General features: G+C 73.6%; 24 protein-coding genes. 17 read left to right on the top strand and 7 right to left on the bottom strand.

Annotated elements, in window-relative coordinates:
- From EV188_RS18790 to EV188_RS18755, 8 genes are all read left to right on the top strand, one after another.
- Window positions 1-1,155 carry an 8-amino-7-oxononanoate synthase gene (locus EV188_RS18790; RefSeq protein WP_424922934.1) on the top strand — a complete coding sequence of 385 codons (1,155 nt, stop codon included), beginning with the start codon at window positions 1-3 and terminating at the stop codon, window positions 1,153-1,155.
- A 131-nt stretch (window positions 1,156-1,286) separates the two neighbouring features.
- Window positions 1,287-2,162 (top strand): STAS domain-containing protein, encoded by an 876-nt coding sequence (locus tag EV188_RS18785; RefSeq protein WP_133827843.1) that lies wholly within the window; start codon window positions 1,287-1,289, stop codon window positions 2,160-2,162.
- Complete coding sequence (locus tag EV188_RS18780; RefSeq protein WP_133827842.1) at window positions 2,159-3,037, top strand: MEDS domain-containing protein; 879 nt, start codon at window positions 2,159-2,161, stop codon at window positions 3,035-3,037. The genes EV188_RS18785 and EV188_RS18780 overlap by 4 nt, the downstream gene beginning before the upstream one ends.
- A 21-nt stretch (window positions 3,038-3,058) precedes the next feature.
- On the top strand, window positions 3,059-3,754 hold the full coding sequence (bioD, locus tag EV188_RS18775) for a dethiobiotin synthase (protein ID WP_133827841.1): 696 nt from the start codon (window positions 3,059-3,061) through the stop codon (window positions 3,752-3,754).
- A gap of 70 nt (window positions 3,755-3,824) precedes the next feature.
- On the top strand, window positions 3,825-4,871 hold the full coding sequence (gene bioB, locus EV188_RS18770) for a biotin synthase BioB (RefSeq protein ID WP_133827840.1): 1,047 nt from the start codon (window positions 3,825-3,827) through the stop codon (window positions 4,869-4,871).
- Window positions 4,868-5,107 (top strand): biotin synthase auxiliary protein BsaP, encoded by a 240-nt coding sequence (gene bsaP, locus EV188_RS18765; protein ID WP_243741820.1) that lies wholly within the window; start codon window positions 4,868-4,870, stop codon window positions 5,105-5,107. Before bioB ends, bsaP begins: the two co-directional genes overlap by 4 nt.
- A gap of 55 nt (window positions 5,108-5,162) precedes the next feature.
- Window positions 5,163-5,768 carry a DUF2567 domain-containing protein gene (locus EV188_RS18760; RefSeq protein ID WP_133827839.1) on the top strand — a complete coding sequence of 202 codons (606 nt, stop codon included), beginning with the start codon at window positions 5,163-5,165 and terminating at the stop codon, window positions 5,766-5,768.
- Window positions 5,765-6,838 (top strand): M20 family metallopeptidase, encoded by a 1,074-nt coding sequence (locus EV188_RS18755; protein WP_133827838.1) that lies wholly within the window; start codon window positions 5,765-5,767, stop codon window positions 6,836-6,838. The genes EV188_RS18760 and EV188_RS18755 overlap by 4 nt, the downstream gene beginning before the upstream one ends.
- Here EV188_RS18755 and EV188_RS18750 read toward each other — a convergent pair.
- Window positions 6,835-7,536, bottom strand: coding sequence for an LON peptidase substrate-binding domain-containing protein (locus tag EV188_RS18750; protein WP_243741819.1), 702 nt, complete (start codon window positions 7,534-7,536; stop codon window positions 6,835-6,837). The two genes, EV188_RS18755 and EV188_RS18750, sit on opposite strands and share 4 nt — an antisense overlap.
- A gap of 56 nt (window positions 7,537-7,592) precedes the next feature.
- A complete protein-coding gene (locus tag EV188_RS18745; RefSeq protein WP_133827836.1) occupies window positions 7,593-8,285 on the bottom strand; it encodes an NUDIX hydrolase in 693 nt (230 codons plus the stop codon).
- A 226-nt stretch (window positions 8,286-8,511) separates the two neighbouring features.
- Here EV188_RS18745 and nadA point away from each other — a divergent pair, with 226 nt between their 5' ends.
- The 6 genes from nadA (at window position 8,512) to EV188_RS18715 (ending at window position 14,904) form a co-directional block, all read left to right on the top strand.
- Window positions 8,512-9,516 carry a quinolinate synthase NadA gene (gene nadA / locus EV188_RS18740; RefSeq protein WP_133827835.1) on the top strand — a complete coding sequence of 335 codons (1,005 nt, stop codon included), beginning with the start codon at window positions 8,512-8,514 and terminating at the stop codon, window positions 9,514-9,516.
- Entirely contained in the window at window positions 9,513-11,111 is a 1,599-nt protein-coding gene (locus EV188_RS18735; protein ID WP_133827834.1) for an L-aspartate oxidase, read from the top strand. Before nadA ends, EV188_RS18735 begins: the two co-directional genes overlap by 4 nt.
- Complete coding sequence (gene nadC, locus EV188_RS18730; RefSeq protein WP_133827833.1) at window positions 11,108-11,977, top strand: carboxylating nicotinate-nucleotide diphosphorylase; 870 nt, start codon at window positions 11,108-11,110, stop codon at window positions 11,975-11,977. Before EV188_RS18735 ends, nadC begins: the two co-directional genes overlap by 4 nt.
- 47 nt (window positions 11,978-12,024) lie before the next feature.
- Window positions 12,025-13,146 (top strand): NAD(P)/FAD-dependent oxidoreductase, encoded by a 1,122-nt coding sequence (locus EV188_RS18725; RefSeq protein ID WP_133827832.1) that lies wholly within the window; start codon window positions 12,025-12,027, stop codon window positions 13,144-13,146.
- 37 nt (window positions 13,147-13,183) lie between these two features.
- Window positions 13,184-14,020, top strand: coding sequence for a GH12 family glycosyl hydrolase domain-containing protein (locus EV188_RS18720; protein ID WP_243741818.1), 837 nt, complete (start codon window positions 13,184-13,186; stop codon window positions 14,018-14,020).
- A 125-nt stretch (window positions 14,021-14,145) separates the two neighbouring features.
- On the top strand, window positions 14,146-14,904 hold the full coding sequence (locus EV188_RS18715) for a GH12 family glycosyl hydrolase domain-containing protein (RefSeq protein WP_243741817.1): 759 nt from the start codon (window positions 14,146-14,148) through the stop codon (window positions 14,902-14,904).
- Here EV188_RS18715 and EV188_RS18710 read toward each other — a convergent pair whose 3' ends face one another.
- A complete protein-coding gene (locus EV188_RS18710) occupies window positions 14,905-15,297 on the bottom strand; it encodes an RNA-binding S4 domain-containing protein (protein WP_133827829.1) in 393 nt (130 codons plus the stop codon).
- Between the two features lie 44 nt (window positions 15,298-15,341).
- On the opposite strand from EV188_RS18710, the gene EV188_RS18705 reads away from it, so the two are divergent.
- Entirely contained in the window at window positions 15,342-16,181 is an 840-nt protein-coding gene (locus EV188_RS18705; RefSeq protein ID WP_243741816.1) for an LLM class F420-dependent oxidoreductase, read from the top strand.
- 2 nt (window positions 16,182-16,183) lie between these two features.
- Window positions 16,184-16,603: a TIGR03668 family PPOX class F420-dependent oxidoreductase gene (locus EV188_RS18700; RefSeq protein WP_133827828.1), complete on the top strand. Its 420-nt coding sequence runs from the start codon at window positions 16,184-16,186 to the stop codon at window positions 16,601-16,603.
- Here EV188_RS18700 and EV188_RS18695 read toward each other — a convergent pair.
- Window positions 16,600-17,520 (bottom strand): alpha/beta hydrolase, encoded by a 921-nt coding sequence (locus tag EV188_RS18695; protein WP_133827827.1) that lies wholly within the window; start codon window positions 17,518-17,520, stop codon window positions 16,600-16,602. The two genes, EV188_RS18700 and EV188_RS18695, sit on opposite strands and share 4 nt — an antisense overlap.
- A gap of 880 nt (window positions 17,521-18,400) precedes the next feature.
- On the opposite strand from EV188_RS18695, the gene EV188_RS32655 reads away from it, so the two are divergent.
- On the top strand, window positions 18,401-20,521 hold the full coding sequence (locus EV188_RS32655; RefSeq protein ID WP_424922939.1) for a DUF6185 family protein: 2,121 nt from the start codon (window positions 18,401-18,403) through the stop codon (window positions 20,519-20,521).
- A 21-nt stretch (window positions 20,522-20,542) separates the two neighbouring features.
- Here EV188_RS32655 and EV188_RS18685 read toward each other — a convergent pair whose 3' ends face one another.
- The 3 genes from EV188_RS18685 to EV188_RS18675 are packed head-to-tail and all read right to left on the bottom strand — an operon-like array spanning window position 20,543 to window position 22,006.
- Window positions 20,543-21,220: an MBL fold metallo-hydrolase gene (locus tag EV188_RS18685; RefSeq protein WP_133827825.1), complete on the bottom strand. Its 678-nt coding sequence runs from the start codon at window positions 21,218-21,220 to the stop codon at window positions 20,543-20,545.
- A gap of 10 nt (window positions 21,221-21,230) precedes the next feature.
- Window positions 21,231-21,422, bottom strand: a complete 192-nt coding sequence (locus tag EV188_RS18680) for a hypothetical protein (protein WP_133827824.1) — start codon at window positions 21,420-21,422, stop codon at window positions 21,231-21,233.
- Window positions 21,423-21,436: 14 nt separating this feature from the next.
- Window positions 21,437-22,006 (bottom strand): TIGR03086 family metal-binding protein, encoded by a 570-nt coding sequence (locus EV188_RS18675; protein WP_166659968.1) that lies wholly within the window; start codon window positions 22,004-22,006, stop codon window positions 21,437-21,439.
- Between the last annotated feature and the right edge of the window lies 1 nt (window position 22,007).

The following is a 22,007-nucleotide window of genomic DNA, read 5'->3' as shown; positions in this document are numbered from 1 at the left end:
GTGGGCTGGCTGGGTGCGTGGCTGGAGGAGACGGCGACGGCGCGCGCGCAGGCGGGGCTGCGACGGACCCTGCGGCCCCGCGAGGCGTCCGACCCCGTGGTCGACCTCGCCTCCAACGACTACCTCGGCCTCGCCCGCGACCCCCGCGTCGTCGAGGCCGGTGCCGACGCCGTCCGCACCTGGGGCGCCGGGTCCACCGGATCGCGCCTGGTCACGGGCTCGACGCGGCTGCACGGCGAGCTCGAGGACGCCCTCGCCGACTTCACCGGCAGCCCCGCGGCCCTGGTGTTCTCCTCGGGCTACACCGCGAACCTCGGCGCGGTCACCGCGCTGACGGGCCGCGGCGCGCTCGTGGTCTCCGACGTCGCCGCGCACGCCTCGCTCGTCGACGCCGCCCGGCTCTCGCGCGCCCGGGTCGAGGTCGCCCGCTGCGCCGACCCCGACGCCGTCGACCGGGTGCTCGCCGCCCGCGAGGAGCCGCGCGCCGTGGTCGTCGTCGACGGGGTGGACAGCGTCGACGGGCGGATCGCGCCGCTCGCCGAGCTGCACGCCGTCTGCCGGGCCCGCGACGCCGTCCTCGTCGTCGACGACGCGCACGGTCTCGGTGTCCGCGGACCCGGCGGGCGCGGGACGCTCGCCGAGGCGGGGCTCGCGGGCGCGCCGGACGTCGTGCTCACCGCCACGCTGTCGAAGTCGCTCGGCGCCCAGGGCGGCGTGGTGCTCGCCGACCGCGCCGTCGTCGAGCACCTCGTCGACACCGCCCGGCCCTTCATCTTCGACACCGGGCTCGCCCCGGCCGCCGCCGGCGCGGCGCTGGCCGCGCTGGAGATCGTGCGCGCCGAGCCCGAGCGGGTGGCCGCGCTGCACACCGCGGCGGCGACGGTCGCGGCCTCGGCGCGCGCCGCCGCCCCCGGGATCGACGTCCCGGCGCCGACCGCGGCGATGGTGCCCGTGGTGCTCGGCGACCCGGAGCTCGCGGTCGCCGCGGCCGCGGCGTGCGCCGAGCACGGCCTGCGCGCCGGGTGCTTCCGCCCGCCGTCGGTGCCGCCGGGCACGTCACGCCTGCGGCTCACCGCCCGCGCCGACCTCAGCGCCGGCGACCTCGCGCTCGTCGACCAGGTGCTGCACAAGGTGCTCGGCCCGATCGCGGGCTGACCTGCTCCGAGCGGGCGCGGGTCGCTGCGCCGAATCACCCAGCGTCGACGATGCGATCACGCAACGTGTCACTGCGGTACCGTTCGGGTACTGAGCCGGGTGGCGACCACCGCGCGACCGGGGAGGGATGCGTGACCTCACTGCTGCCCGCGCGCCCCGACCACGACGCGGGGCTGTCGCACCACACCCTGCTCGTGGCCGACGCCGTCGACCGCGGCCGGCGGGGAGCGGCCTCGTGGGTCGAGCAGGAGCTCTCGCTCGGGTCGAAGGTCTACTACAAGGGCTGGCTCCCCGAGGGTCAGCGCGCCGACCAGCACTGGATCACCGGGCCGGCCGGTCCGCGCGGCGCTCGTGACGCGCTGGGCACCGGGCAGCTCGAGTTCCTCGACTTCCCGACGCTCGTCGAGCGCTCCGGGGCGACCGCCGACGGCGTGCTCGCGGTGTACCGCGGCGAGGTCGAGCGGGCCCTCGACGACCTGTGGCCCACGGTCGCCATGACCCAGGAGAGCCCCGAGCTCCCGATGACCGACGACGCCGACCTCGTCGCGGAGTACGCCACCTGGGAGGCGGGGTTCGACGACCTCACCCACCGGTGGCCGGTCCGCATGCTCTGCCAGCTCTGCGTGGCCTCGGAGAGCGAGCGGGCGGTCTGGGAGACCGTCGCGGTGCACCACCGCGACCTCGTCGACGGGTTCTGGTCGGCCACCGCCGACGACGGGCACTGGCAGCCGCGCGGCGACCTCGACGCCCACGTCGCGCGCCGCTTCGGGGCCGCCGTGCACGGCGCGCTGCGCACGGCCCGCGCGGGCGAGCACGGCCCCGACCTGCACCTCGACCTCTCCGGCATCGACTTCATGGACGTCGCCTGCGCCGAGATCCTCATGCTCGCGGCCCGCTCCGCGCCGGCCGACCAGCACGTGGTGCTCCACGGCGGGCCGCGCTTCCTGCGGCGGCTGTTCGACGCGGTGGGACGTCCGGCGTCGGTGGTCGAGAGCGAGCAGCCGTGACCGGCGGCCTCGTCCACCTCGGGCTCGTCTTCGACGGTCCCGAGGACCTGGCCGCCAGCGCCGCGCCGACGCTGCGCCGCGCGCTCGACGGCGGCGACGAGGTCGTGGTGGCCGCCGACCGCGGCACCGTCCGGAACCTGCGCGAGGCGCTCGGCCCCGACGCGGAGCGGATCGCCTTCCCGCCGCCGGCGTCGCTGGTCCGGCCGTCGGAGCCCGACTTCCTCACGACGGTGCGCCGCTGGGCCCGGCCCGACCGGCGGACGACGGTGCTCGGGCAGTACCTGCCGACGATGTCCGCGCGTGCCTGCGGGTTCGGCGAGGACGCGCTCGGCGTCGTCCTCGGCGACCTGCCCCTGACGCTGATCTGCTGCTGCCGCCGCGACCTCGACCCGGAGCTGCTCGCCGCGCTCCGGCGCACCCACCCCCAGCTGGCCACGGCGATCGGCGTCACGGCCAACCCCGACTACCGCGCCCCGGCCACGACGAGCCCGACGCCGGCGGCGCTGTGGGGCGCGGTCGCCGGTCGCGTCGGCGTGCACGGCCTCGCCGACCTCGGCCGCCTGCGCCGCTGCGTCGCCGAGGTCGCCGCGCGCGCCGGGCTCGAGGGCGACGCGGTGCGCGCCGCGGTGCTCGCGGTCCACGAGGCCGCGGTGCACGCCGTGCGCCGCGGCGAGCCGGACCACGCGCACCTCACCCTCGAGGTCCGCGCGCTGCCGGGGCAGACGCTGTTCTCCGAGCTCACCGGGCCGCACGGCATCCCGGTCCAGCAGGGCCCGTCCGGCGACCCGCTCGCCCACCTGCGGCCGTTCTGCGCGCGGGCGGTCGTGCACGAGGAGCCCGAGCGCCGCGCGGTCCGGGTGCTCAGCAGCGTCTGAGCCCGGGTTACCGTCCGGTCCGTGCGGACCCTGATCGTCACCGGCACCGGGACCGACGTCGGCAAGACGGTGGTGGTCGCCGCGCTGGCCGCCCTGGCGCGGGCCGTGGGCGAGCGCGTCACCGTGGTCAAGCCGGCGCAGACCGGCGTCGGCCCCGCCGAGGACGGCGACCTCGCCGTGGTGGAGCGTCTCACCGGGGAGATCGACACCCTCGAGCTCGCCCGCTTCCCCGAACCGCTCGCGCCCGCGACGGCGGCCCGCCGCGCCGGGGCGATGCCGGTGATGGCGGCACAGGTGGTCGACGCCGTCCGGGCGCTGGACACCGACCTCGTGGTCGTCGAGGGCGCCGGCGGGCTGCTGGTGCGGCTCAACGACCTCGGCGAGACGGTGGCCGACGTCGCCGCGGCCCTCGCCGCGCCGGCGGTCCTGGTCGCGAGCGCCGGGCTCGGCGTGCTCAACACCGCCGCGCTCACCGCCGAGGCGCTGGCCCGGCGCGGGGTGACGCTCGCCGGCACCGTCGTCGGCGCCTACCCGGAGCACCCCGACCTCGCCGAGCGGACCAACCTCGACGACCTGCCCGCCGTCACCGGGGCCCCGCTGCTCGGCGTGCTGCCCGCCGGGCTCGGGGACGCGACGCCGGAGCGTCTCCTCGAGGCCGCGAGGTGTGGCATGAGTCCCGTCCTCGGCGGTCGGTGGTCCCCTGATCGCCCAGGGTGAGGCACACTGCGGCGAGCCCGACCCAGCACGACCGAGCCCGACGAACAGAGCCCGACGAAGGGAGCCGTGCGTGACGGCCGTCGATCCCAGCACCACCGCCGAGGACGCTGCCCCGGACGCCGGCGGCGACATCCTCGCCGTGGCCCGTGAGCAGGTGCTCGAGCGCGGGGAGGGCCTCTCCCAGGAGCAGGTCCTGGCCGTCCTGCAGCTCCCGAGCGACCGCCTGTCCGAGGCGCTGGCGCTCGCGCACGAGGTCCGGATGCGCCACTGCGGCCCGGAGGTCGAGGTCGAGGGCATCGTGTCGCTCAAGACGGGCGGCTGCCCGGAGGACTGCCACTTCTGCTCGCAGTCGGGGCTGTTCGAGTCCCCGGTGCGCGCGGCGTGGCTGGACGTCGACCGGCTCGTCGAGGCGGCCAAGCAGACCGCGAAGACCGGGGCGACGGAGTTCTGCATCGTCGCCGCGGTGCGCGGGCCGGATGCGAAGCTCATGGAGCAGGTGCGCGCCGGGATCGCCGCGATCCGCGCCGAGGTCGACATCAACGTGGCGTGCTCGCTGGGGATGCTGACCCAGGAGCAGGTCGACGAGCTCGCCGCGATGGGCGTGCACCGCTACAACCACAACCTCGAGACCGCCCGGTCGCACTTCCCCGAGGTCGTCACCACGCACTCCTGGGAGGAGCGCTGGGAGACCCTGCAGATGGTGCGCGCGGCGGGCATGGAGGTGTGCTGCGGCGGCATCGTCGGCATGGGGGAGAGCCTCGAGCAGCGCGCCGAGTTCGCGGTGCAGCTCGCGGGGCTGGAGCCCGACGAGGTGCCGCTGAACTTCCTCATCCCGAACCCGGGCACCCCGTTCGCGCACCTCGAGGTGCCCCAGGGCGCCGACGCGCTGATGACCGTGGCCGCGTTCCGGCTCGCGCTCCCGCGCACGGTGCTGCGCTTCGCGGGCGGGCGCGAGCTCACCCTCGGCGACCTCGGTGCCGAGCAGGGCATGCTCGGCGGGGTCAACGCGATCATCGTCGGCAACTACCTGACCAACCTCGGGCGCCCGGCCGAGCAGGACCTCGACATGCTCGAGACCCTCAAGATGCCGATCAAGGCCCTGAACGACACGTTGTGAGCGCCGTCGTGGAGCCGCCCGCGGACACCGTGGAACGGCCGTACTGCGCCTGGTGCGGCGGCGAGCGGGCGGCGGGCGACCACACCGCCTGCGACCGGCGACTCGCCTCCGTCGACCCGCCCCGGCACTGCCCGTCCTGCGCCCGGCGGATGGTGGTGCAGGTCGATCCGGTGGGCTGGACCGCGCGCTGCAGCCGGCACGGCGAGTCGGCGGGGGAGAACGGGTTCGGCGGATGACGGTGGCCGGGAGACGAAGCAGTCAAGGGAGCACGCCGATAGGGGAGCTCGACCCATGACGTCCGTGGTCGACGACGACTTCCTGCCCGGCGAGCCGGAGGGGCGCCTCGAGCGCGGCGAGCTGCGCGGCGACGTCCCCGCGGCCCTGCGCCTCGGGGCGATCCTCGCGGTGGCGGGGCTCCCGCTCGGCGCGCTGTGGGCCCTGCTCGCGCCGGACGTGTACGTCGTGACCCTGCCCGGTGGCGGCACCGGTTCCCCGGCGGGCGAGGCGGACCACGCGTTCGACGCGGTGGCGATCCACCTGCTCATGATCGCGGCGTTCGGGGTGGTCGCCGGAGCCGTGGCCTGGCGCCGCCGGCACCGTCGCGGGCCGGTCGTGCTCGTCGGGGTCGTCGCCGGGTCCCTGGTCGGCGCCTGGCTGGCCGGGCGGGTCGGGGCGCTGCTGGCCTGGGCGTCCTCGCCGGTGCCGGTGCTCGTCGACCCCTCCGCGATCGGCACGTCCGGGGCGCCGGGCGCGCCCGTGCCCGCGGTGCTGACGGGCCTGCCGGCGTCGCCCGGGCCGTGGTGGATCGCGCTGATCGCCGGGCTCGGCGCGGCGCTGACCTACGTGCTCGCCGCGATCGTCGACGGGCACGAGGACATGGGGAGGGACGCCGCATGAGCACTCCGGCGACGGCGCTCGACCTGGCGTGCGAGCTCGTCCGCCTCGACACCCGCGGGGCCGGGGAGCGGGTCGCCGCCGACCTGCTCGCCGGCCGCCTCGAGGACGCCGGGCTCGACGTGGCGATCCACGAGACCCGGCCGGGCCGCGCGAACGTCGTCGCGCGCCACGGCGACACGACGCCGGTGACGCTGACCGGGCACCTCGACACCGTGCCCGCCGACCCGGCGGTGTGGTCGTTCGACCCGCTCGCCGGCGACGTCGTCGACGGGCGTCTGCGCGGGCGCGGGGCGAGCGACATGAAGGCCGGCGTCGCCGCCGCCGTCGTCGCCGCCGAGGAGCACGTCCGCGCCGGCGGCACCGGCGTGCAGGTCGTGCTCACCTTCGGCGAGGAGACCGGCTGCGAGGGCGCCCGCGAGATCCCGGCCGGCGCGATGCTCCCGTCCGGCCTGCTGCTGGTCGCCGAGCCGACCAACAACCGCGTCGTCCTCGGCCACAAGGGTGTGCTGTGGCTCGAGCTGGTGGCGCGCGGCGTGCCGGCGCACGGGTCGCGGCCCGACCTCGGCCACAACGCGCTCGTCGACCTCGCCCGCGCCGCCGTGCGCATCCACGAGCACGACGGCTGGCCGGGCAGTGCGACGCACGGCCGGACGACCGCCAACGTCGGGATGATGCGCGCGGGCGTCCAGCCCAACGTCGTCCCCGACCGCGCCGCGCTCACCGTCGACCTGCGCCTGGTGCCCGGCGACACCGCCGACGCCGCGGAGGCCACGGTCGTCGACCTGGCCGGTGTCGGGGTGGAGACCGAGCGCCTCGTCGAGCTCCCGCTCATCGACACCGACCCCGCGCGCGTGGCGCGGGTCGTCGAGCTGCTCGGCGGCGGGGAGCACCTCTACGCCACGTACTTCACCGACGCGAGCGTGCTCGCCGGCGCCCTCGGCGGCGCCGACACGATCGTCTGCGGCCCCGGCGAGCCCGAGCAGTGCCACGTCACCGACGAGTGGGCGCCGGCGGGCCAGATCGACCCGGCCGCGGAGGCCTACCGGCGGGTCTTGGCCGAGCTCACCTAGTTCAGGCTGTGGTCGACCGCGAACTTCGCGGTCGGCGCCCACACGGCGCGCAGCTCGTCGAGCAGCACGGCCTCGCGGGTCATCGACTGGCGCACGAGCTGCAGACGCTTGATCGGGCAGGTCTGCTCGAGCAGCTCCTGGCGGTCGGCGAGGGGCAGCAGGCAGTCGCCGGCGAGGATGTGGGCGAGCTCGGGGTCGGCGACGTCGGGCGCCGGTTCCTCCGCGAGCTCCGCGGGCAGCTCGCCGTCGCCGCCGCCCTGCTGACGCCAGGCCGTGGTGCAGTAGCGGCGGTGCGCGGCGCGGGCGGCCATCGCCAGCGGCGCGAGGTCGCGCGCGTGCTCGTCCTCGTCGTCGGGCAGCCACTCGACGTTCGCGACGAGGTACGGCGCGGTCGAGTCGTCGACGTCGACGAGGCGGAAGCGCCGGTCGCCGGTGGTCTGGAGGTCGAAGCGGCCGTCGGGCAGCCGGCGGACCTCGCGCAGCGTCGCCGTGCAGCCGACGTCGTGCAGGCCGTCGCGGCCGTCGTCGGGGCTCCAGCCCTCGCGGACCGCGACCACCCCGAACTGCTTGCCGGGCAGCGTCCCGGTGACCAGGTCGATCGTCAGCTGGCGGTAGCGCGGCTCGAAGATGTGCAGTGGCAGCGAGGCGCCCGGGAGCAGCACGGTCCCCAGCGGGAACAGAGGCAGCGTCTCGACCACGACGCCCACGCTACGACCACGCGCGGCTCGCCGCCGGGTGACGACGGGCGCGGGACTCAGCCCGCGTCGCCCGGTGGGCGCAGGGCGGCGAACGGGTCGGTCACGCGCAGTCCGTGCTCCGAGAACCGGAAGACGGCGGCCGGGCGACCCCCGGCGGGGCCCGGAGCAGCGGTCTCGCCGGTGGGGACGAGGACGCCGCGGCGGGTCAGGACCCGCTGCAGGTTGGTCGCCGAGACCCGGTGCCCGAGCGCGGCGGCGTAGAGGTCCCTGAGCTCGGAGACCGTGAACGCATTCGGTGCCAGCGCGAAGCCGATGTTGGTGTACGAGAGCTTCGCGCGCAGCCGGTCCAGGCCGTCCCGGGTGATGGCGCCGTGGTCGAAGGCGGTCACCGGGAGGCGGTCGACGCGGTGCCAGGCGGTGTCGTCGGGGACGGCCGGGTCGGCGTCGGTGGGCACGAGCCCGAGGAACGCGGTGGCGATGCGGCGCGGGGGCGGGCCGCGGTGGGGGTCGGAGAAGACGCCGAGCTGCTCGACGTGCGCGACCTCGCCGAGGTCGACCTTCTCGGCGAGGTGGCGGCGCACCGACGCCTCGACGTCCTCGTCGGGGCCCAGCCGCCCGCCCGGCAGGGCCCAGCGCCCGGCGTGCGGCTCCCGGGCGCGCTGCCAGAGCAGGACGCTGGGCACGGAACCGGTGATCCGCAGGACGACGGCGAGCACGTCGTGCGCGTACGTCCCCGGCTCGCCCTCCACGGAGCGTGATCGTAGGCCGTGTCAGCCTGGCGGCCACGCTCGCGTCCATCGTCAGGAAAGCCGCCATCTCGCGGCCGTGGAGGTGGTCCACGCCACTCCGCGTGACGGGAGGCTGGCGCGAGCTCGGGGCGGGGCGGTACCGTCGGCCACGTTTTCGACCACGAGGCGAAAACTACCGAGACCGGCCGCCCTCGACGACGAGGGGCCGCCGGGGGAGGAGACGGCGATGACCGTCACCGCTGCCACGGATCTCGTCGAGCCGCTCACCGCGGGTCCCGGATGGGCCGAGGAGGTCCGCCGGCTCGCCCGGGAGCACGACGCCGTGGTGCTCGCGCACAACTACCAGCGCCCGGAGATCCAGGACGTCGCCGACCACACCGGCGACTCGCTCGCGCTCTCCCGGATCGCCGCGGCGAGCGACGCGAGCACGATCGTCTTCTGCGGCGTGCACTTCATGGCCGAGACCGCGAAGATCCTCGCGCCGGAGAAGACCGTCCTCATCCCGGACGCGCGCGCCGGCTGCAGCCTCGCCGACTCGATCACCGCCGACGAGCTGCGCGCCTGGAAGGCCGAGCACCCGGGGGCCGTGGTCGTCAGCTACGTGAACACCACCGCCGCGGTGAAGGCGGAGACCGACGTGTGCTGCACGTCCTCGAACGCCGTCGAGGTGGTCGAGTCGATCCCCGCCGACCGCGAGGTCCTCTTCCTGCCCGACCAGTTCCTCGGCGCGCACGTCAAGCGCGTCACGGGCCGGGAGAACCTGCACGTCTGGGCGGGCGAGTGCCACGTCCACGCCGGCATCAACGGTGCCGAGCTCACCGCGCAGGCCCAGGCCGACCCCGAGGCCGACCTGTTCGTGCACCCCGAGTGCGGCTGCGCGACGAGCGCGCTCTACCTCGCGGGCGCCGGCGCGGTGCCCGCCGACCAGGTCCACATCCTCTCGACCGGCGGGATGCTCGACGCCGCCAAGAACACGACCAAGCGCAGCGTGCTCGTCGCCACCGAGGTCGGCATGCTCCACCAGCTGCGCCGCGCCAACCCCGACGTCGACTTCCGGGCGGTCAACGACCGCGCCGCCTGCGGGTACATGAAGATGATCACGCCGGGCGCGCTGACCCGGGCGCTGCGCGAGGGCCGCGACGAGGTGCACGTGGACGCGGCGACGGCACGGAAGGCCCGCGGCGCCGTCCAGCGGATGATCGAGATCGGGCAGCCCGGGGGTGGGGAGTGACCCGCGCCGACTGGGAGACCGCGGCCGACCTGGTCGTCGTCGGCTCCGGGGTCGCCGGCCTCACCGCGGCCCTCACCGCCCAGCGCGCCGGCCTGCGCGTCGTCGTCGTCACCAAGGACACCCCGGACGCCGGGAGCACGCGCTGGGCCCAGGGCGGCATCGCCGTGGTGCTCGGCGACATCCCCGGCGACTCGGTCGCGACCCACCTCGCCGACACCGTCGCCGCGGGCGGCGGTCTCGTCGACGAGGTCGCAGCGGGCCGGATCCTGCGTGAAGGGCCGGCCGCCGTCGCCGCCCTGCGCGGCGAGGGCGCGGTGTTCGACGGCCACCCCGACCGCCTCGCCCGCACCCGCGAGGGCGGGCACGCGGCGCTGCGCGTCGTGCACGCCGGCGGCGACGCCACCGGCGCCGAGGTCGAGCGCGCCCTGCTCGCCGCCTCGCGCCGCGAGGAGCTCACCGTGCTGGCCGGCCACGCCGCGGCGACCGTCCTGAGCGGCCCGGACGGCGGCGTCGAGGGCCTCGAGGTCCGCGACGACGAAGGTCGCGCCGGCCTGCTCGCCGCGCCCGCCGTCCTGCTCGCGACCGGCGGCGTCGGCGGGCTCTACGAGACGACGACCAACCCGACCGTCGCGACCGCCGACGGCTGGGCGCTCGCGCTGCGCGCCGGGGCGGCGCTCGCCGACGTGGAGTTCGTGCAGTTCCACCCGACGGCGCTGTACACGGGCCCGCGGTCGCGGGGGCGGGCGCCGCTCGTCACCGAGGCCCTGCGCGGCGAGGGGGCGGTGCTGCGCGACACGACCTGGGCGTCGGTGACCGCCGGCGTGCACCCGCTCGGCGACCTCGCGCCCCGCGACGTCGTCGCCGCGGCGATCACCCGCCGCATCGGCGAGCTGGGCGCCGAGCACGTCTGGCTCGACGCCACCGGCATCCCGGACGTCGTCGCCCGCTTCCCGACGGTCGCCGCGTCCTGCGCCGCGATCGGCGTCGACCTCGCCCGCGACCCCGTCCCGGTCCGCCCCGCCGCGCACTACTCCTGCGGTGGCGTCGTCACCGACAGCCGCGGGCGCACCGGCGTCGCCGGGCTCTGGGCCGCCGGCGAGGTGGCGCGCACCGGGCTGCACGGCGCCAACCGGCTGGCCTCGAACAGCCTGCTCGAGGGCCTGGTCATGGGCCGGCGCGCCGCCGAGGACGTCGTCGCCACCCTGGCCGGCCCGCGGCGCCTCGCTGAGCCGGGCGACCCGGAGCCGGCGCCGACGACGATCGCCGACCGCGCCCTCCTGCAGGCCGCCATGACCCGCGGCGCGGCGATCGGGCGCGACGCCGCCGGGCTCGCCGCCGCCTCGGACGCCGTCGAGGCCGCGAGCACCGAGCGCGTCCCGGCCACCCGCGCCGACGTCGAGGACGCCGCCCTGACCCTCGCCGCGCACGCCCTGCTCGCCGCGGCGGGGTCGCGCACCGAGACCCGGGGCTGCCACGTCCGCACCGACCACCCGCGCACCGACGACCACTGGCAGCGCGCCTCGGCGACCGTGGTGCTCGCCGGCGACCGGCTGCACGTCGGCACCACCGACGCCCGCCACGGAGGTGCGGCATGACCGCGGTCCTTCCCGAGACCCTCGACCCCGCCGAGGTCGACGCCGTCGTCACCCGCGCCCTCGACGAGGACCTGCGCGACGGCCCCGACGCCACCACCGTCGCGTGCGTGCCGGAGGGCGCGATCGCGGTCGGCGAGTTCCGCACCCGCCCGGCCGGGACGCTCGCCGGGCTCGGCGTCGCGGTCCGCGTGCTCGAGCGGGTCTGCGGGCCCGACCTGGAGATCCTCGCGGCCCGGGCCGACGGCGACCGCCTCGCCCCCGGCGACGTCGCCCTCGCCGTCCGCGCGCCGCTGCGCACCCTGCTGACCGCCGAGCGGACGGCGCTCAACCTGCTCGGTCAGCTCTCCGGGGTCGCGACGGCCACGTCGGCCTGGGTCGACGCCGTCGGCGGCACCCGCACCCGCATCCGCGACACCCGCAAGACGGTCCCCGGGCTGCGCGCGCTGCAGAAGTACGCGGTGCGCTGCGGCGGCGGGGTGAACCACCGGATGTCGCTGGGCGACGCGATCCTGATCAAGGACAACCACGTCGCCGCGGCCGGCTCGGTGACCGCCGCGCTCGCGGCCGCCCGGGCCTCCGCGCCGGACCTGCACTGCGAGGTCGAGGTCGACTCGCTGGCCCAGTTCGACGAGGTGATCGAGCTCGGCGTCGAGCTGGTGCTGCTGGACAACGTCACGCCCGACCAGGCGGCCGAGGCCGTCGTCCGCCGCGACGCCCGCGCGCCCGGCACCGGGCTCGAGGTCTCCGGCGGCCTGACGCTCGACCTCGCCGCCGCCCACGCGGCGGCCGGGGTCGACTTCCTCGCCGTCGGCGCGCTCACCCACTCCGCCCCGGTCCTGGACCTGGGCCTCGACCTCCGTCCGTGAGTACTTTCCGGCCCGATAGCGCGGGAAAGAGCTCACAGACGGTCGTGGTGGGCGGCGGCATCGCCGGGATGTCGGTGGCCGCGGAGCTCGCGCGCAGCGGTCCCGTGGTGCTGCTCGAGGGCGAGGCCGAGCTCGCGAAGCACACCACCGGGCGCTCGGCCGCGAGCTACATCCCCGGGCACGGTCCGCCGCCCGCCCGCGCGCTCGTGGCCGCCTCGAAGCGACGGTTCGACGACCTCGCCGACGAGGCCGGGCACCCGTTCCTGCGCCCGCGCCCCGTCCTGCACGTCGCCCACGACGAGCACGAGGAGCGGATCCTGCGCGACGAGGTGCTGCCCCTCGACGCCGTCCGCGAGCTGAGCCCCGACGAGGCGGTCGCCCGCTGGCCCGCGCTGCGCCGCGACGTCCTGCGCGCCGCCGCCGTCGTCGAGGACGCCCAGGACGCCGACCCGCTCGGCCTGCACCAGCACTACCGCCGCACCCTGCGCGCCCGCGGCGGGGAGATCCGGACGGGCACCCCGGTGACCGCCCTCGAACGGCACGGAGCGTCCTGGCGCGTGCGGACGCCGGCAGACCACCTCGACGCCGACACCGTCGTCCTCGCCGCCGGCGCCTGGACCGATCGCCTGCTCGCCCTCGCCGGCGTCGAGCCGGTGGGCCTGCGCCCGCTGCGCCGCACCATCGCGATCGTGCGCGTCCCCGACGGCGCGCCGGTGCGCCGCGACGACCCGTTCGTCGTCTCCGCCGGTGAGCGCTGGTACGCCAAGCCCGAGGGCGAGCACCTGCTCGTGTCCCCGTCCGAGGAGACCCCGGCCGAGCCCGGCGACCCGCGCCCCGACGAGCTGGACATCGCCCGCGCGCTCGAGCACGTCAACGCCGTCACCACCCTGGGCCTGCGCTCGGTCGTGACGAGCTGGACGGGCCTGCGCACCTTCGCCCCGGACCGCTCCCTGGTGATCGGCGACCGCCCCGACCATCCCGGCCTGCACCTCTTCGCCGGCCAGGGCGGCTCGGGCATCGAGACCGCGCCGGCCGCGGCCGCGCTCGCCGCCACCGTGATCCGCGGCGATGCCCCGCCCGCCGACGTCCTGGCGGCCCTGGAGGACGAGGGCACGACCCTCGACGCCGTCCTCGCCACCCGCGTCGGGGCCTCGCCGACGCCCCGCTAGCCTCGCCCGTATGGGGGACACTCGACGGGTGCGGCGCGTGATCGCCGTGCTCCTGACCGGGCTCGCGCTCACTCTCGCCGGGTGCTCGACGGGCGACGACCCGGCGCCGCCGGCGACGGCCGCCGCCCCGGGCCCGCCCGCCGGCACCGGCGATCCCGCCCTGGGCGTCCTCGCGCCCCTGCCCCCGCAGGGCTCGCGCGAGGGGCCGCGGATCTGCGGGAAGACGGAGTCGGTGCCGGTCGCGGGCGGGCGCTACGAGGTGCAGAACAACGCCTGGGGCGCGAACACCCCGCAGTGCACCACGGCCTTCGACACCGGGTTCAGCGTCGAGGCCACCCACGCCAAGGACTCCGGGCCGGCCGCGTACCCGTCGATCGTCGTCGGCTGCAACTACGGCACCTGCACCCGCGACTCGCCGTACCCGCTGCCCCTCGCGGAGATGGGCGACATCCGCTCGAGCTGGGCGGTGACCGTGCCCCGCCGCGGCGACTTCAACGTCGCCTACGACGTCTGGCTCGACCCGACCCCGCGCCGCGAGGGCGCCAACACCGGCGCCGAGCTGATGATCTGGCTCGACCGCACCGACCGCGTCCAGCCGATCGGCTCGGAGCGCGCGACCGTCGAGATCGCCGGCGCGCGCTGGGAGGTGTGGACCGGCGAGAACCACGGCACGCCGGTGATCTCCTACGTCCGCGAGGAGTCGACCGACAGGGTCATCGACCTCCCGATCAGCGAGTTCGTCGGCGACGCGACCCGCCGCGGCGTGGTGAAGCCGGGCTGGTTCCTCACCAACATTCAGGCGGGCTTCGAGCCCTGGATCGGCGGCGGTGGCCTGTCGACGGACGCCTTCTCCCTCACCCGGAACGGGATCTGATCCTCCCGAACGAGGGAGACAGCCTCGCGTCACCCACACGCTCACCGTACGTTTCAGCGCGACGAACGGTCGAGCGACGAGGGCGGCGGCGGATGAACGGTCGGAAGCGGGCGACGAGTGGGCTGATGGTGGCGATCGCCGCCGTGCTCGCGATGCTGGTGGGCGTCAACCCCGCCCTCGGGACGCCCCGCGGTGACGGGGGCACGCGGGTGTGCGGCAAGACCGAGTCCACGCCGGTGGCGGGCGGGCGCTACGAGGCCCAGAACAACCTCTGGGGCGCGGACACGCCGCAGTGCATCACGGCCTTCGACACCGGGTTCGTCGTCGACCCCGCCGACCACCGCAACGAGGACGGGCCGGCCTCGTACCCGTCGATGGTCTGGGGCTGCAACTACGGCAACTGCACCAAGGACACCCCGTTCCCCAAGAAGGTCTCCGAGCTCGCCGGGCTGCGTTCGTCGTGGACGGTCGAGGTGCCGCCGACCGGCGACTACAACGTGTCCTACGACCTCTGGATGGACCCGACACCCCGGCGCACCGGCCGTCCGACCGGCCTCGAGCTGATGGTCTGGCTGAAGAACACCCCGCGCGTCCAGCCGATCGGCGAGAAGAAGGCCGAGGTCGAGATCGGCGGCACCACGTGGGACGTCTGGCTCGGCGCGATCGACCTGCCGACCATCAGCTACGTGCGCCAGGAGCCGACCCTCGAGGTGAAGGACCTGCCGCTCGACGCGTTCGTCGCCGACGCCCAGCAGCGCGGCGTCGCGAAGCCCGAGTGGTGGATGACGAGCGTGCAGGCCGGTTTCGAGCCGTGGATCGGCGGACGGGGGCTGGCGACGCGGTCCTTCTCCGCCGACATCGGGACCCCCGCCCCGGCGCCCTGATCAGGTCTCGTCGACGGGGCGCTCGCGCAGCGCGTCGATGAGTCGGCGGTCCCGCTTCGTCGGACGGCCCGCGCCCCGGTCGCGCACCGCGACCGGGGCCGGCCGCTCCTCCGGCGGCGGGGGCGGCGGGGTGTGGTCGACGTAGCAGGTCACGGCCACGGGCGCGCCGACACGCTTCTCGATGACCTTGGTGACCTCGACGGTCCGCGCGATCTCGTAGACCCGGGTGCGGACGGTGTCGCCCGGCTTGACCGGCGTCGCGGGCTTGGCCGGGGTGTCGTTGACCCGCACGTGGCCGCCACGGCAGGCGTCGGCCGCGTCGGCGCGGGTCTTGGTGAGCCGCACCGCCCACAGCCAGCGATCGACGCGCGTTGACTGCTTGGCCGACTCCATCGCGGTCCAGTGTGCCGTCCTGCGCGACGGGATAAGACTCCCGCGTGGACCACGGCATCATGATGTTCCCGACCGACTACGCCATCGACCCGGCCGAGCTGGCCAAGGAGGTGGAGGACCGGGGCTTCGACTCGCTCTGGTTCCCCGAGCACAGCCACATCCCGACGAAGCGCGAGTCGCCCTACCCGGGCGGGGGCGACCTGCCGAAGATGTACATCCACACCTACGACCCGTTCGTCGCCCTCACCGCCGCGGCGGCCGCGACGACGTCGCTCAAGGTCGCCACCGGCATCTGCCTGGTCATCCAGCGCGACCCGATCCACACGGCCAAGCAGGTCGCGAGCCTCGACCGCCTCTCGGGCGGACGCTTCCTGTTCGGCATCGGCGCCGGCTGGAACCGCGAGGAGATGGCCCACCACGGCGCGAACCCGAAGACGCGGATGCGCCTGATGGGCGAGCAGGTCAAGGCGATGAAGGAACTGTGGACGCAGGACGAGGCCGAGTTCCACGGCGAGTTCGTCGACTTCGCGCCGAGCTGGGCCTGGCCGAAGCCGATCCAGCAGCCGCACCCGCCGGTCTACGTCGGCGGCATGGGACCGGGCGTCGAGGACCGCATCCTCGACTACGGCGACGCCTGGCTGCCCCAGCGCGTCGGGCCCGACAACATCGGCGAGTTCGAGCAGCGCGCGAACGCCCTGCAGCAGCGCGCCGCCGACGCGGGTCGCGGCCCGATCCCGATGTCGCTCTTCGGCGCCGAGAGCTCGGCCGAGGCGCTCGACGGCTACCGCCGCATCGGCCTCGAGCGCGCGATCCACGGGGTCAGCTCCGCCGACCGCGACACCGTGCTGAAGGAGCTGGACGAGCTGGCGAAGGTCATCGGCTGAGCATGCCGACCCTCGACGTCGACGACGCGCGCCGCCGGTTCGCCGCGGCGCGCGTCGCGCGGCTCGCGACGGTCTCGGCGGACGGGCAGCCGCACCTCGTGCCCGTGGTGTTCGCGGTGGAGGGGGACCGCGTCCTCATGGCCGTCGACCAGAAGCCCAAGCGTCACCGCGGGCTCAAGCGCCTGCGCAACATGGACGACAACCCCGCCGTGTCGCTGCTCGCCGACCGCTACGACGACGACTGGAGCGCCCTCTGGTGGGTGCGCGCGGACGGCGTCGCGACGGTGTCCGACGACGAGGCCGACCTCGCCCGGGCCCGCGCGGCGCTGGGGGAGCGCTACCCCCAGCACCGCGCGGAGCCGCCGCAGGGTCCGGCGTTCACCGTCGAGGTGACGCGCTGGACGGGCTGGTCCTGGTCCTAGTGCTTGCCGGCCTGCAGGTGCTCGACGAACCAGTCGCGGGCGGCCGCCGAGGTGATCTCGAACCCCGGTCCCTGGTAGGCGTCGAAGTGGCCGCCCGGCGCGATCACGATCTTCTTCGGGTGCACCGCGGTCTCGTAGGCGGCGGCCGCGAGCTCGCCGGCGATGAGGCGGTCGTTCGGCGTCACGACCATCTGCACGGGCGTCGGTGAGATCAGCGGCAGGAACGCCCGCGGCTCGTAGCCCTGGAGCAGCTCGACCGACCGCAGCGTCACCTCGTTGCGCCACGACGGCGCCCGGTCGCGGGCCGTGCGGGTGAACCACTCGTACGAGTCCGGGGTCGGGAGCGCCGCCGGCTGTGTCGGGTCCTCGGTGACCACCGGCATCATCGCCGGCTCGCCCCCGCGGGCCCGCTCGAGGCGGTCGGCGGCGAACGCCTCCCACGTCGGGCCCCAGGCGTCGATGCGGACGAGCGACTCGAACCCACGGCGTCCCGACACCAGCGGTGCCTGGCCCGAGACGGCCTTGACGCGCCGGTCGATCGCGCCCAGCACGTACACGTGCCCGCCCGAGTAGCTCGAGCCCCAGGCGCCGATGCGGTCGGCGTCGACGTCGTCGCGGCTCTGCGCGTACGTGATCGCGTGCTGGTAGTCGCGGATCTGCTCCCAGGGGTCGATCTCCTGGCGCGGCTTGCCCGGCGCGGCGTCCGAGGCGCCGAAGCCGCGGTTGTCGAACACCACGCACGCCAGCCCCGCGGCCGCGAAGACCTCGGCGTAGTCGTCGAGGTGCTGCTCCTTGACCGCCGAGAAACCGTGGGCCATGACCACACAGGGGTGCCCGCCGTTCGCGTCACCGTCGGGTGCGTAGAACCACCCGCGCAGTGTCGCGCCCTCGGCGTCGAAAGAGATGTCCTCGCGCATCAGTGCGCTCCCGTCGTCGTCGATTCCGACGACGCCCAAGCGTGCTCTACGACCTTCGGCAGGGATACCCGCAACGGGATCACGACCTGGACACGCCCGGCTCGGACCGCAATGCGACCAGTTCGACCCGCCCTCAAGGCCACGGGAGGGGCTCAGGTTCTACCGTCTCGTCCTCGGGGGACCAGGCGGAGCACAGCCCCGAACTAGACCATCTAGGGCCTGACCCACGTGTCAGTCTGGGTCTCGGCAGGTCCGCCCATCCGTTCTAGGCTGGGCTGCTCTGGTCGAGCTCACCGACCTGCACCAGCTGACGATACTCAGGCCGTAACAACTCAGAGGGTTGAGCCGATGGTCGACGCGTGATGGTTCGGTGATCGACTTCGTGCTCGCTGCGGCCCTATTGGTCGGGTCCTCGAGAGCGCCCGTCGATCTCTGTCAAGACCCATTGCTTGCGCAAGCTTCTATCGAGACGACCCTGACGATCACGACAGACTCTGAGAAGCCGCACATTGTCAGCGACACGACAATCGTTGCGCCACGCGAGTGGTCCGGTACGGCCTCTCTCACGCATGCAGCCGGTTCTCCTGCTTTCGTTCAAGCGGTTGGTTGTTTTCTACCCGTCAACACCTCCTCATATCACGAGGACGCGCCGACTGTGACCGTGGCAGACGGAGAAGATTCGGTTGCGCTCGGCCGCTCCCTCGTCGGTGACGAGGTCACCATTCGCGACGTAGTCGCCGCGAATGCGGAGGACTCGACCACTGTGCCGAGTGAGCTTGATCTTTGGAAGATCGCCGATCTGACTCGAACGCCTTCTCGGTGTCTGCCGGGCGGGCCTACCGCGGTCGCAGCGACGGAGCTGCTCCTAGAGGTCTGCCCTATGGCTGGGCCTGTACGCGACGCACGCTGGCTAGTGCACGTGAACTTGACCGGTGCCTCTGTGTCTGAATCCTCAGAGACTCCGGTCGAATTCTCACCCGGCGCGTCTGCTTCCTGGCGGCCTACTTCTATAGCGGCTGGTCAGTCTTTCTGGCTCAATGTTCGGCTCCCTCCGCCCGTCGCACATTTCGTTTCTAGCAGCGCTGGTGGCGGAGTTGCGAGAGCAGCGATATCCATGAGCAATTTCTCGTTGTTCTTTATACTGCTTCTAGTCGGGTTGGTGGCGATTCGTCGTTCCGGAGGCGCCGCCTTTCTCGACGATCGTACGGCGTCGATGAGCCGTACGGGCCTGTGGTGGGGGTCGCTAGGATTATCCGCATGTTCTGTTATCGTTGCTACAGATATCGCATATGCGTTGTCCATTGATAAGGGGCCGCACTCCGAGTTTGCTCGATCTTCTGCCGTGACGACCTTGGTTCTGGTGGCGTTACTCGGGGTTGTCAGTTGGCAGCAGCGGAGGGTCGCTTACGCCGCAGTCGGCCTCGTTCTAGTCTTGTGTATAGTCGCATACTTCGGACCCGAGGTGACAGCACTCGAGACCGGCCAGACGGATCTAGCCCGCCACGAATATCTCGGCTTTTGGAAGACCACTGGCTATATCGGGAATATGGTGCTCGGCGCGCTAGTCGTAGGCGTGGTGATCTTCGCGCTCTGCGGAACGATAGCGCGGTGCTTGTCGATTATCGCCCAGTCGGAGAGTAGGCTCGATACTCTGTTGAGAGGGCGCTCATTCCGTATAGTTCTCGGTCTACTCACCGGTATTGCGGTCGCAGTCCAGTGGCTCCGTGTCGCCTACATGCAGTGGGAGCACCGCATTCTCGTGCCGGAGATCGGCGCCACGCCGCGAGAAATTCGTGATGTGCTACTCGGGCAGATGCCGTGGTTTGTGGACTTCCTGCTCCGCTGGCTGCCCCTCGCCTCAATCTACCTCAGTCTCTTACTTGCCGGAGTACTGCTTGTGGTGCGGAGGCGGAGCGCGCCCGGCGGATCAAGCTCCTTGGAGCCCCGTGGCGTTGAGGCTTTCCTTCTTATGATCATCTTCTCGGCAGGGTTGATCGGCATTTACGGCTCCTACCGGGGAGTCCAAGCGCCGATTGCCTTCATTGTCGGTATCCTATCTCTAAGGTTTGTCCTGGCGGAGCCGCGTCTCGCAAGCGAGGTCGTTAAGTCCGATCCGCTCGCCGTGCTCCCGGAGCGTCTCGAGGAGTTCCAAGTCGAGCAATTGCGACAGAGTAGCGCCGCGACGATGCACAATCAGAGAGGTGACGACCTGGAGAAGCGCTACCAGAAGGGTGCAATCTCGTCGGTCGGCTTTCTCTTCGAGCGCGCCGTTCATCCATTGGTGCGCCAGTTTGACCGGGTCCCACCAGCGACGGCAGCCGGCCAACGAGAATCGGGGCGATCTCAGCTAGAGATCGCTGTCGCTGTCGGACCTAGGGTGCATTGGTGGGAGAACGCGCTCTACGCAACCAAGATCGGCGCGGTTGTTGCTGCTCCGGTGGTTGCCTACGATGCCTATCGGCTATATCAGAACGGAGTGTTTGCTGGTGCGCTCACGTCACGTTCTGGATTGTTCGACCTGCTGCAGTCCGCCGCGGGAGAGCTCACGACCTGGTTGGCGGGAGCGTTCGCGCTGGGCGCGCTTTGGTCGCGGGTGCCAGGCCGCCGAGGCTTCCTGAAAGGCTTGGCGCTCGGAGTGGTTGTGCTCGCCGCGAGTGGAAGCGACGCGGCCGTAAGCTGGGCAGTGGGTCAGGCGCCCTTCATTGACTTCACAACCTTCCCGGTCCTCGTCTTTGGGTTTCTCGCCACGGTCGGTCTCGTCATGGACGTCGTCACTCTGAGGAAGATCGACCGAGAAAGATGGGAGCTGGCGGATCTCCTCCGACTTCGCGATACTCGATGGATTGCAACCTATGGGGCCACGCTTCTCATCGTGGCGTCCTCGGTTCTGCACTCAGTGCAAGAGGGCTTGCCCTTGACAAGTCAACTTACAGCAACCGTTGAGCAGGCGGTCGGTAGTGGGGGAGGCTCTACGGGCGTACTGGGTCGAGACGGTCAATGAGCGCCGACCCTTCGTCCTTTTTCACCAGCCCCGCTCGCGCCATTCCCCGATCTTCGGACGCTCGGCGCCGAGGGTCGTGTCGTCGCCGTGGCCGGGGTAGACGTGCGTGTCGTCGTCGAGCTGCCCGAAGACCTTGCCCTCGAGGTCGTCCATCAGCGACGCGAACTCCGCGGGGCCGGCCGTCTTGCCCGGGCCGCCGGGGAAGAGCGAGTCGCCGGTGAAGAGGTGCCCGTGGCCCGCGGGGTCGCGGTAGAGCAGCGCGATCGAGCCGGGGGTGTGGCCGTCGAGGTGGATGATCTCCACCCGCGAGCCGCCGAACTCGACAGCGTCGCCGTCGCCCACCGTCCGGTCGGGCGCAACGGGCAGCTCGGGCGCGTCGGCCTCGCCGGCGTAGGTGGTGGGGGAGAGGGCCTTCACGGCGTCCTCGAGGGACTGCACGTGGTCCCAGTGCTTGTGCGTGGTCGCCAGCTGCGTCAGCTTGCCGCGGTCGGCGACGGTGTCGACGGTGTCGAGCAGGCGGTCGATCTCGTTGGCGGCGTCGATGAGCAGCGCCTCGCCGGACCCGTGGTCCACGAGCACGTAGGCGTTGTTGTCCATCGGCCCGACCGACACCTTGGTGATCGAGACGTCCTGCAGGTCGCGCCGCGCGGCGGGGCCGCCGGGCTCGACATGGCCGGTGTACTGGTCGAGGAGGTCCACGCGCGGGAGCCTAGCGCCGGACGGGCTTGTGGCCCGCCTTCCGCAGGGCGTCGGGGCTCAGCGTCTCGCCGCAGTCCTCGCAGTGCGGCACCTCGTCCTCGCTCATCACCACGGCGCGGTGCCGGCACGCGGCGCCCGCGTCCCCGCTCCAGCCCCTCCGCGACCGCAGCCGGGCCAGGTCCGCCGGGTCGATCTCGCTCATCGCTCCATGCTGCCTCAGGGACGCCAGGCCGGGTCGCGGCCCGCGACGGCCACGACGCGGTCGAGCAGCGCGGCGTCGTCGGGGACGGGGACCTCGTCGCCGAACGCCGACCCGCGTCCGAGCGGCGCCATCTGCTGCATGGCCTCGAGCATCTCGGCGAGGACGGCGTCGTCCCAGGTCACCTTCTCGCCGAGACCGCGGGACAGGTCCCAGGCGTGGAGCACGAGCTCGCAGAGCACCATCGTGCCCACCATCGACGCCGGCAGCTCGGACGCCGTCATCGTCGTCGTCCCTTCCCACGCGGACGGGTCGCTCCAGACGGCGACCATGTCGTCGCGCCCGGCGTCGAGGGTGGCGACCCAGTCGCCCTCGGCCTTCGGCGTTCCGGCCGCGGGCGGGGTCCTGCGGCCGGAGCCCGCGAGCACGGGCGTCCAGGTCATCATGTGCTCGGCGAGGTCGCGGACGGTCCACTCCTCGCAGGGGACGGGGGCGCCCAGGCGCTCGGCGGCGCGGGCGACGAGCTTCTCGTGCGGGGCCGCGGCGGCGACGACGAGGTGCGGCCGGGGCGTGAAGTCGGGGAACACG

This window comes from Actinomycetospora succinea (genome assembly GCF_004363095.1).
GTDB classification, from domain to species: Bacteria; Actinomycetota; Actinomycetes; order Mycobacteriales; family Pseudonocardiaceae; genus Actinomycetospora; species Actinomycetospora succinea.
Note: the sequence above shows the minus strand (reverse complement) of the source record. Positions and strands in the feature narration are given on the sequence as shown.

Excerpts from the sequence above, each read along its gene's own strand:
- EV188_RS18715 (WP_243741817.1), top strand. The coding sequence starts at position 14,146 with ATGGTGGCGATCGCCGCCGTGCTCGCGATGCTGGTGGGCGTCAACCCC.
- EV188_RS18700 (WP_133827828.1), top strand. The coding sequence starts at position 16,184 with ATGCCGACCCTCGACGTCGACGACGCGCGCCGCCGGTTCGCCGCGGCG.
- EV188_RS18760 (WP_133827839.1), top strand. The coding sequence starts at position 5,163 with ATGACGTCCGTGGTCGACGACGACTTCCTGCCCGGCGAGCCGGAGGGG.
- EV188_RS18710 (WP_133827829.1), bottom strand. The coding sequence starts at position 15,297 with ATGGAGTCGGCCAAGCAGTCAACGCGCGTCGATCGCTGGCTGTGGGCG.
- EV188_RS18695 (WP_133827827.1), bottom strand. The coding sequence starts at position 17,520 with ATGCGCGAGGACATCTCTTTCGACGCCGAGGGCGCGACACTGCGCGGG.
- EV188_RS18680 (WP_133827824.1), bottom strand. The coding sequence starts at position 21,422 with ATGAGCGAGATCGACCCGGCGGACCTGGCCCGGCTGCGGTCGCGGAGG.
- nadA (WP_133827835.1), top strand. The coding sequence starts at position 8,512 with ATGACCGTCACCGCTGCCACGGATCTCGTCGAGCCGCTCACCGCGGGT.
- EV188_RS18755 (WP_133827838.1), top strand. The coding sequence starts at position 5,765 with ATGAGCACTCCGGCGACGGCGCTCGACCTGGCGTGCGAGCTCGTCCGC.
- EV188_RS32655 (WP_424922939.1), top strand. The coding sequence starts at position 18,401 with ATGGCTGGGCCTGTACGCGACGCACGCTGGCTAGTGCACGTGAACTTG.
- nadC (WP_133827833.1), top strand. The coding sequence starts at position 11,108 with ATGACCGCGGTCCTTCCCGAGACCCTCGACCCCGCCGAGGTCGACGCC.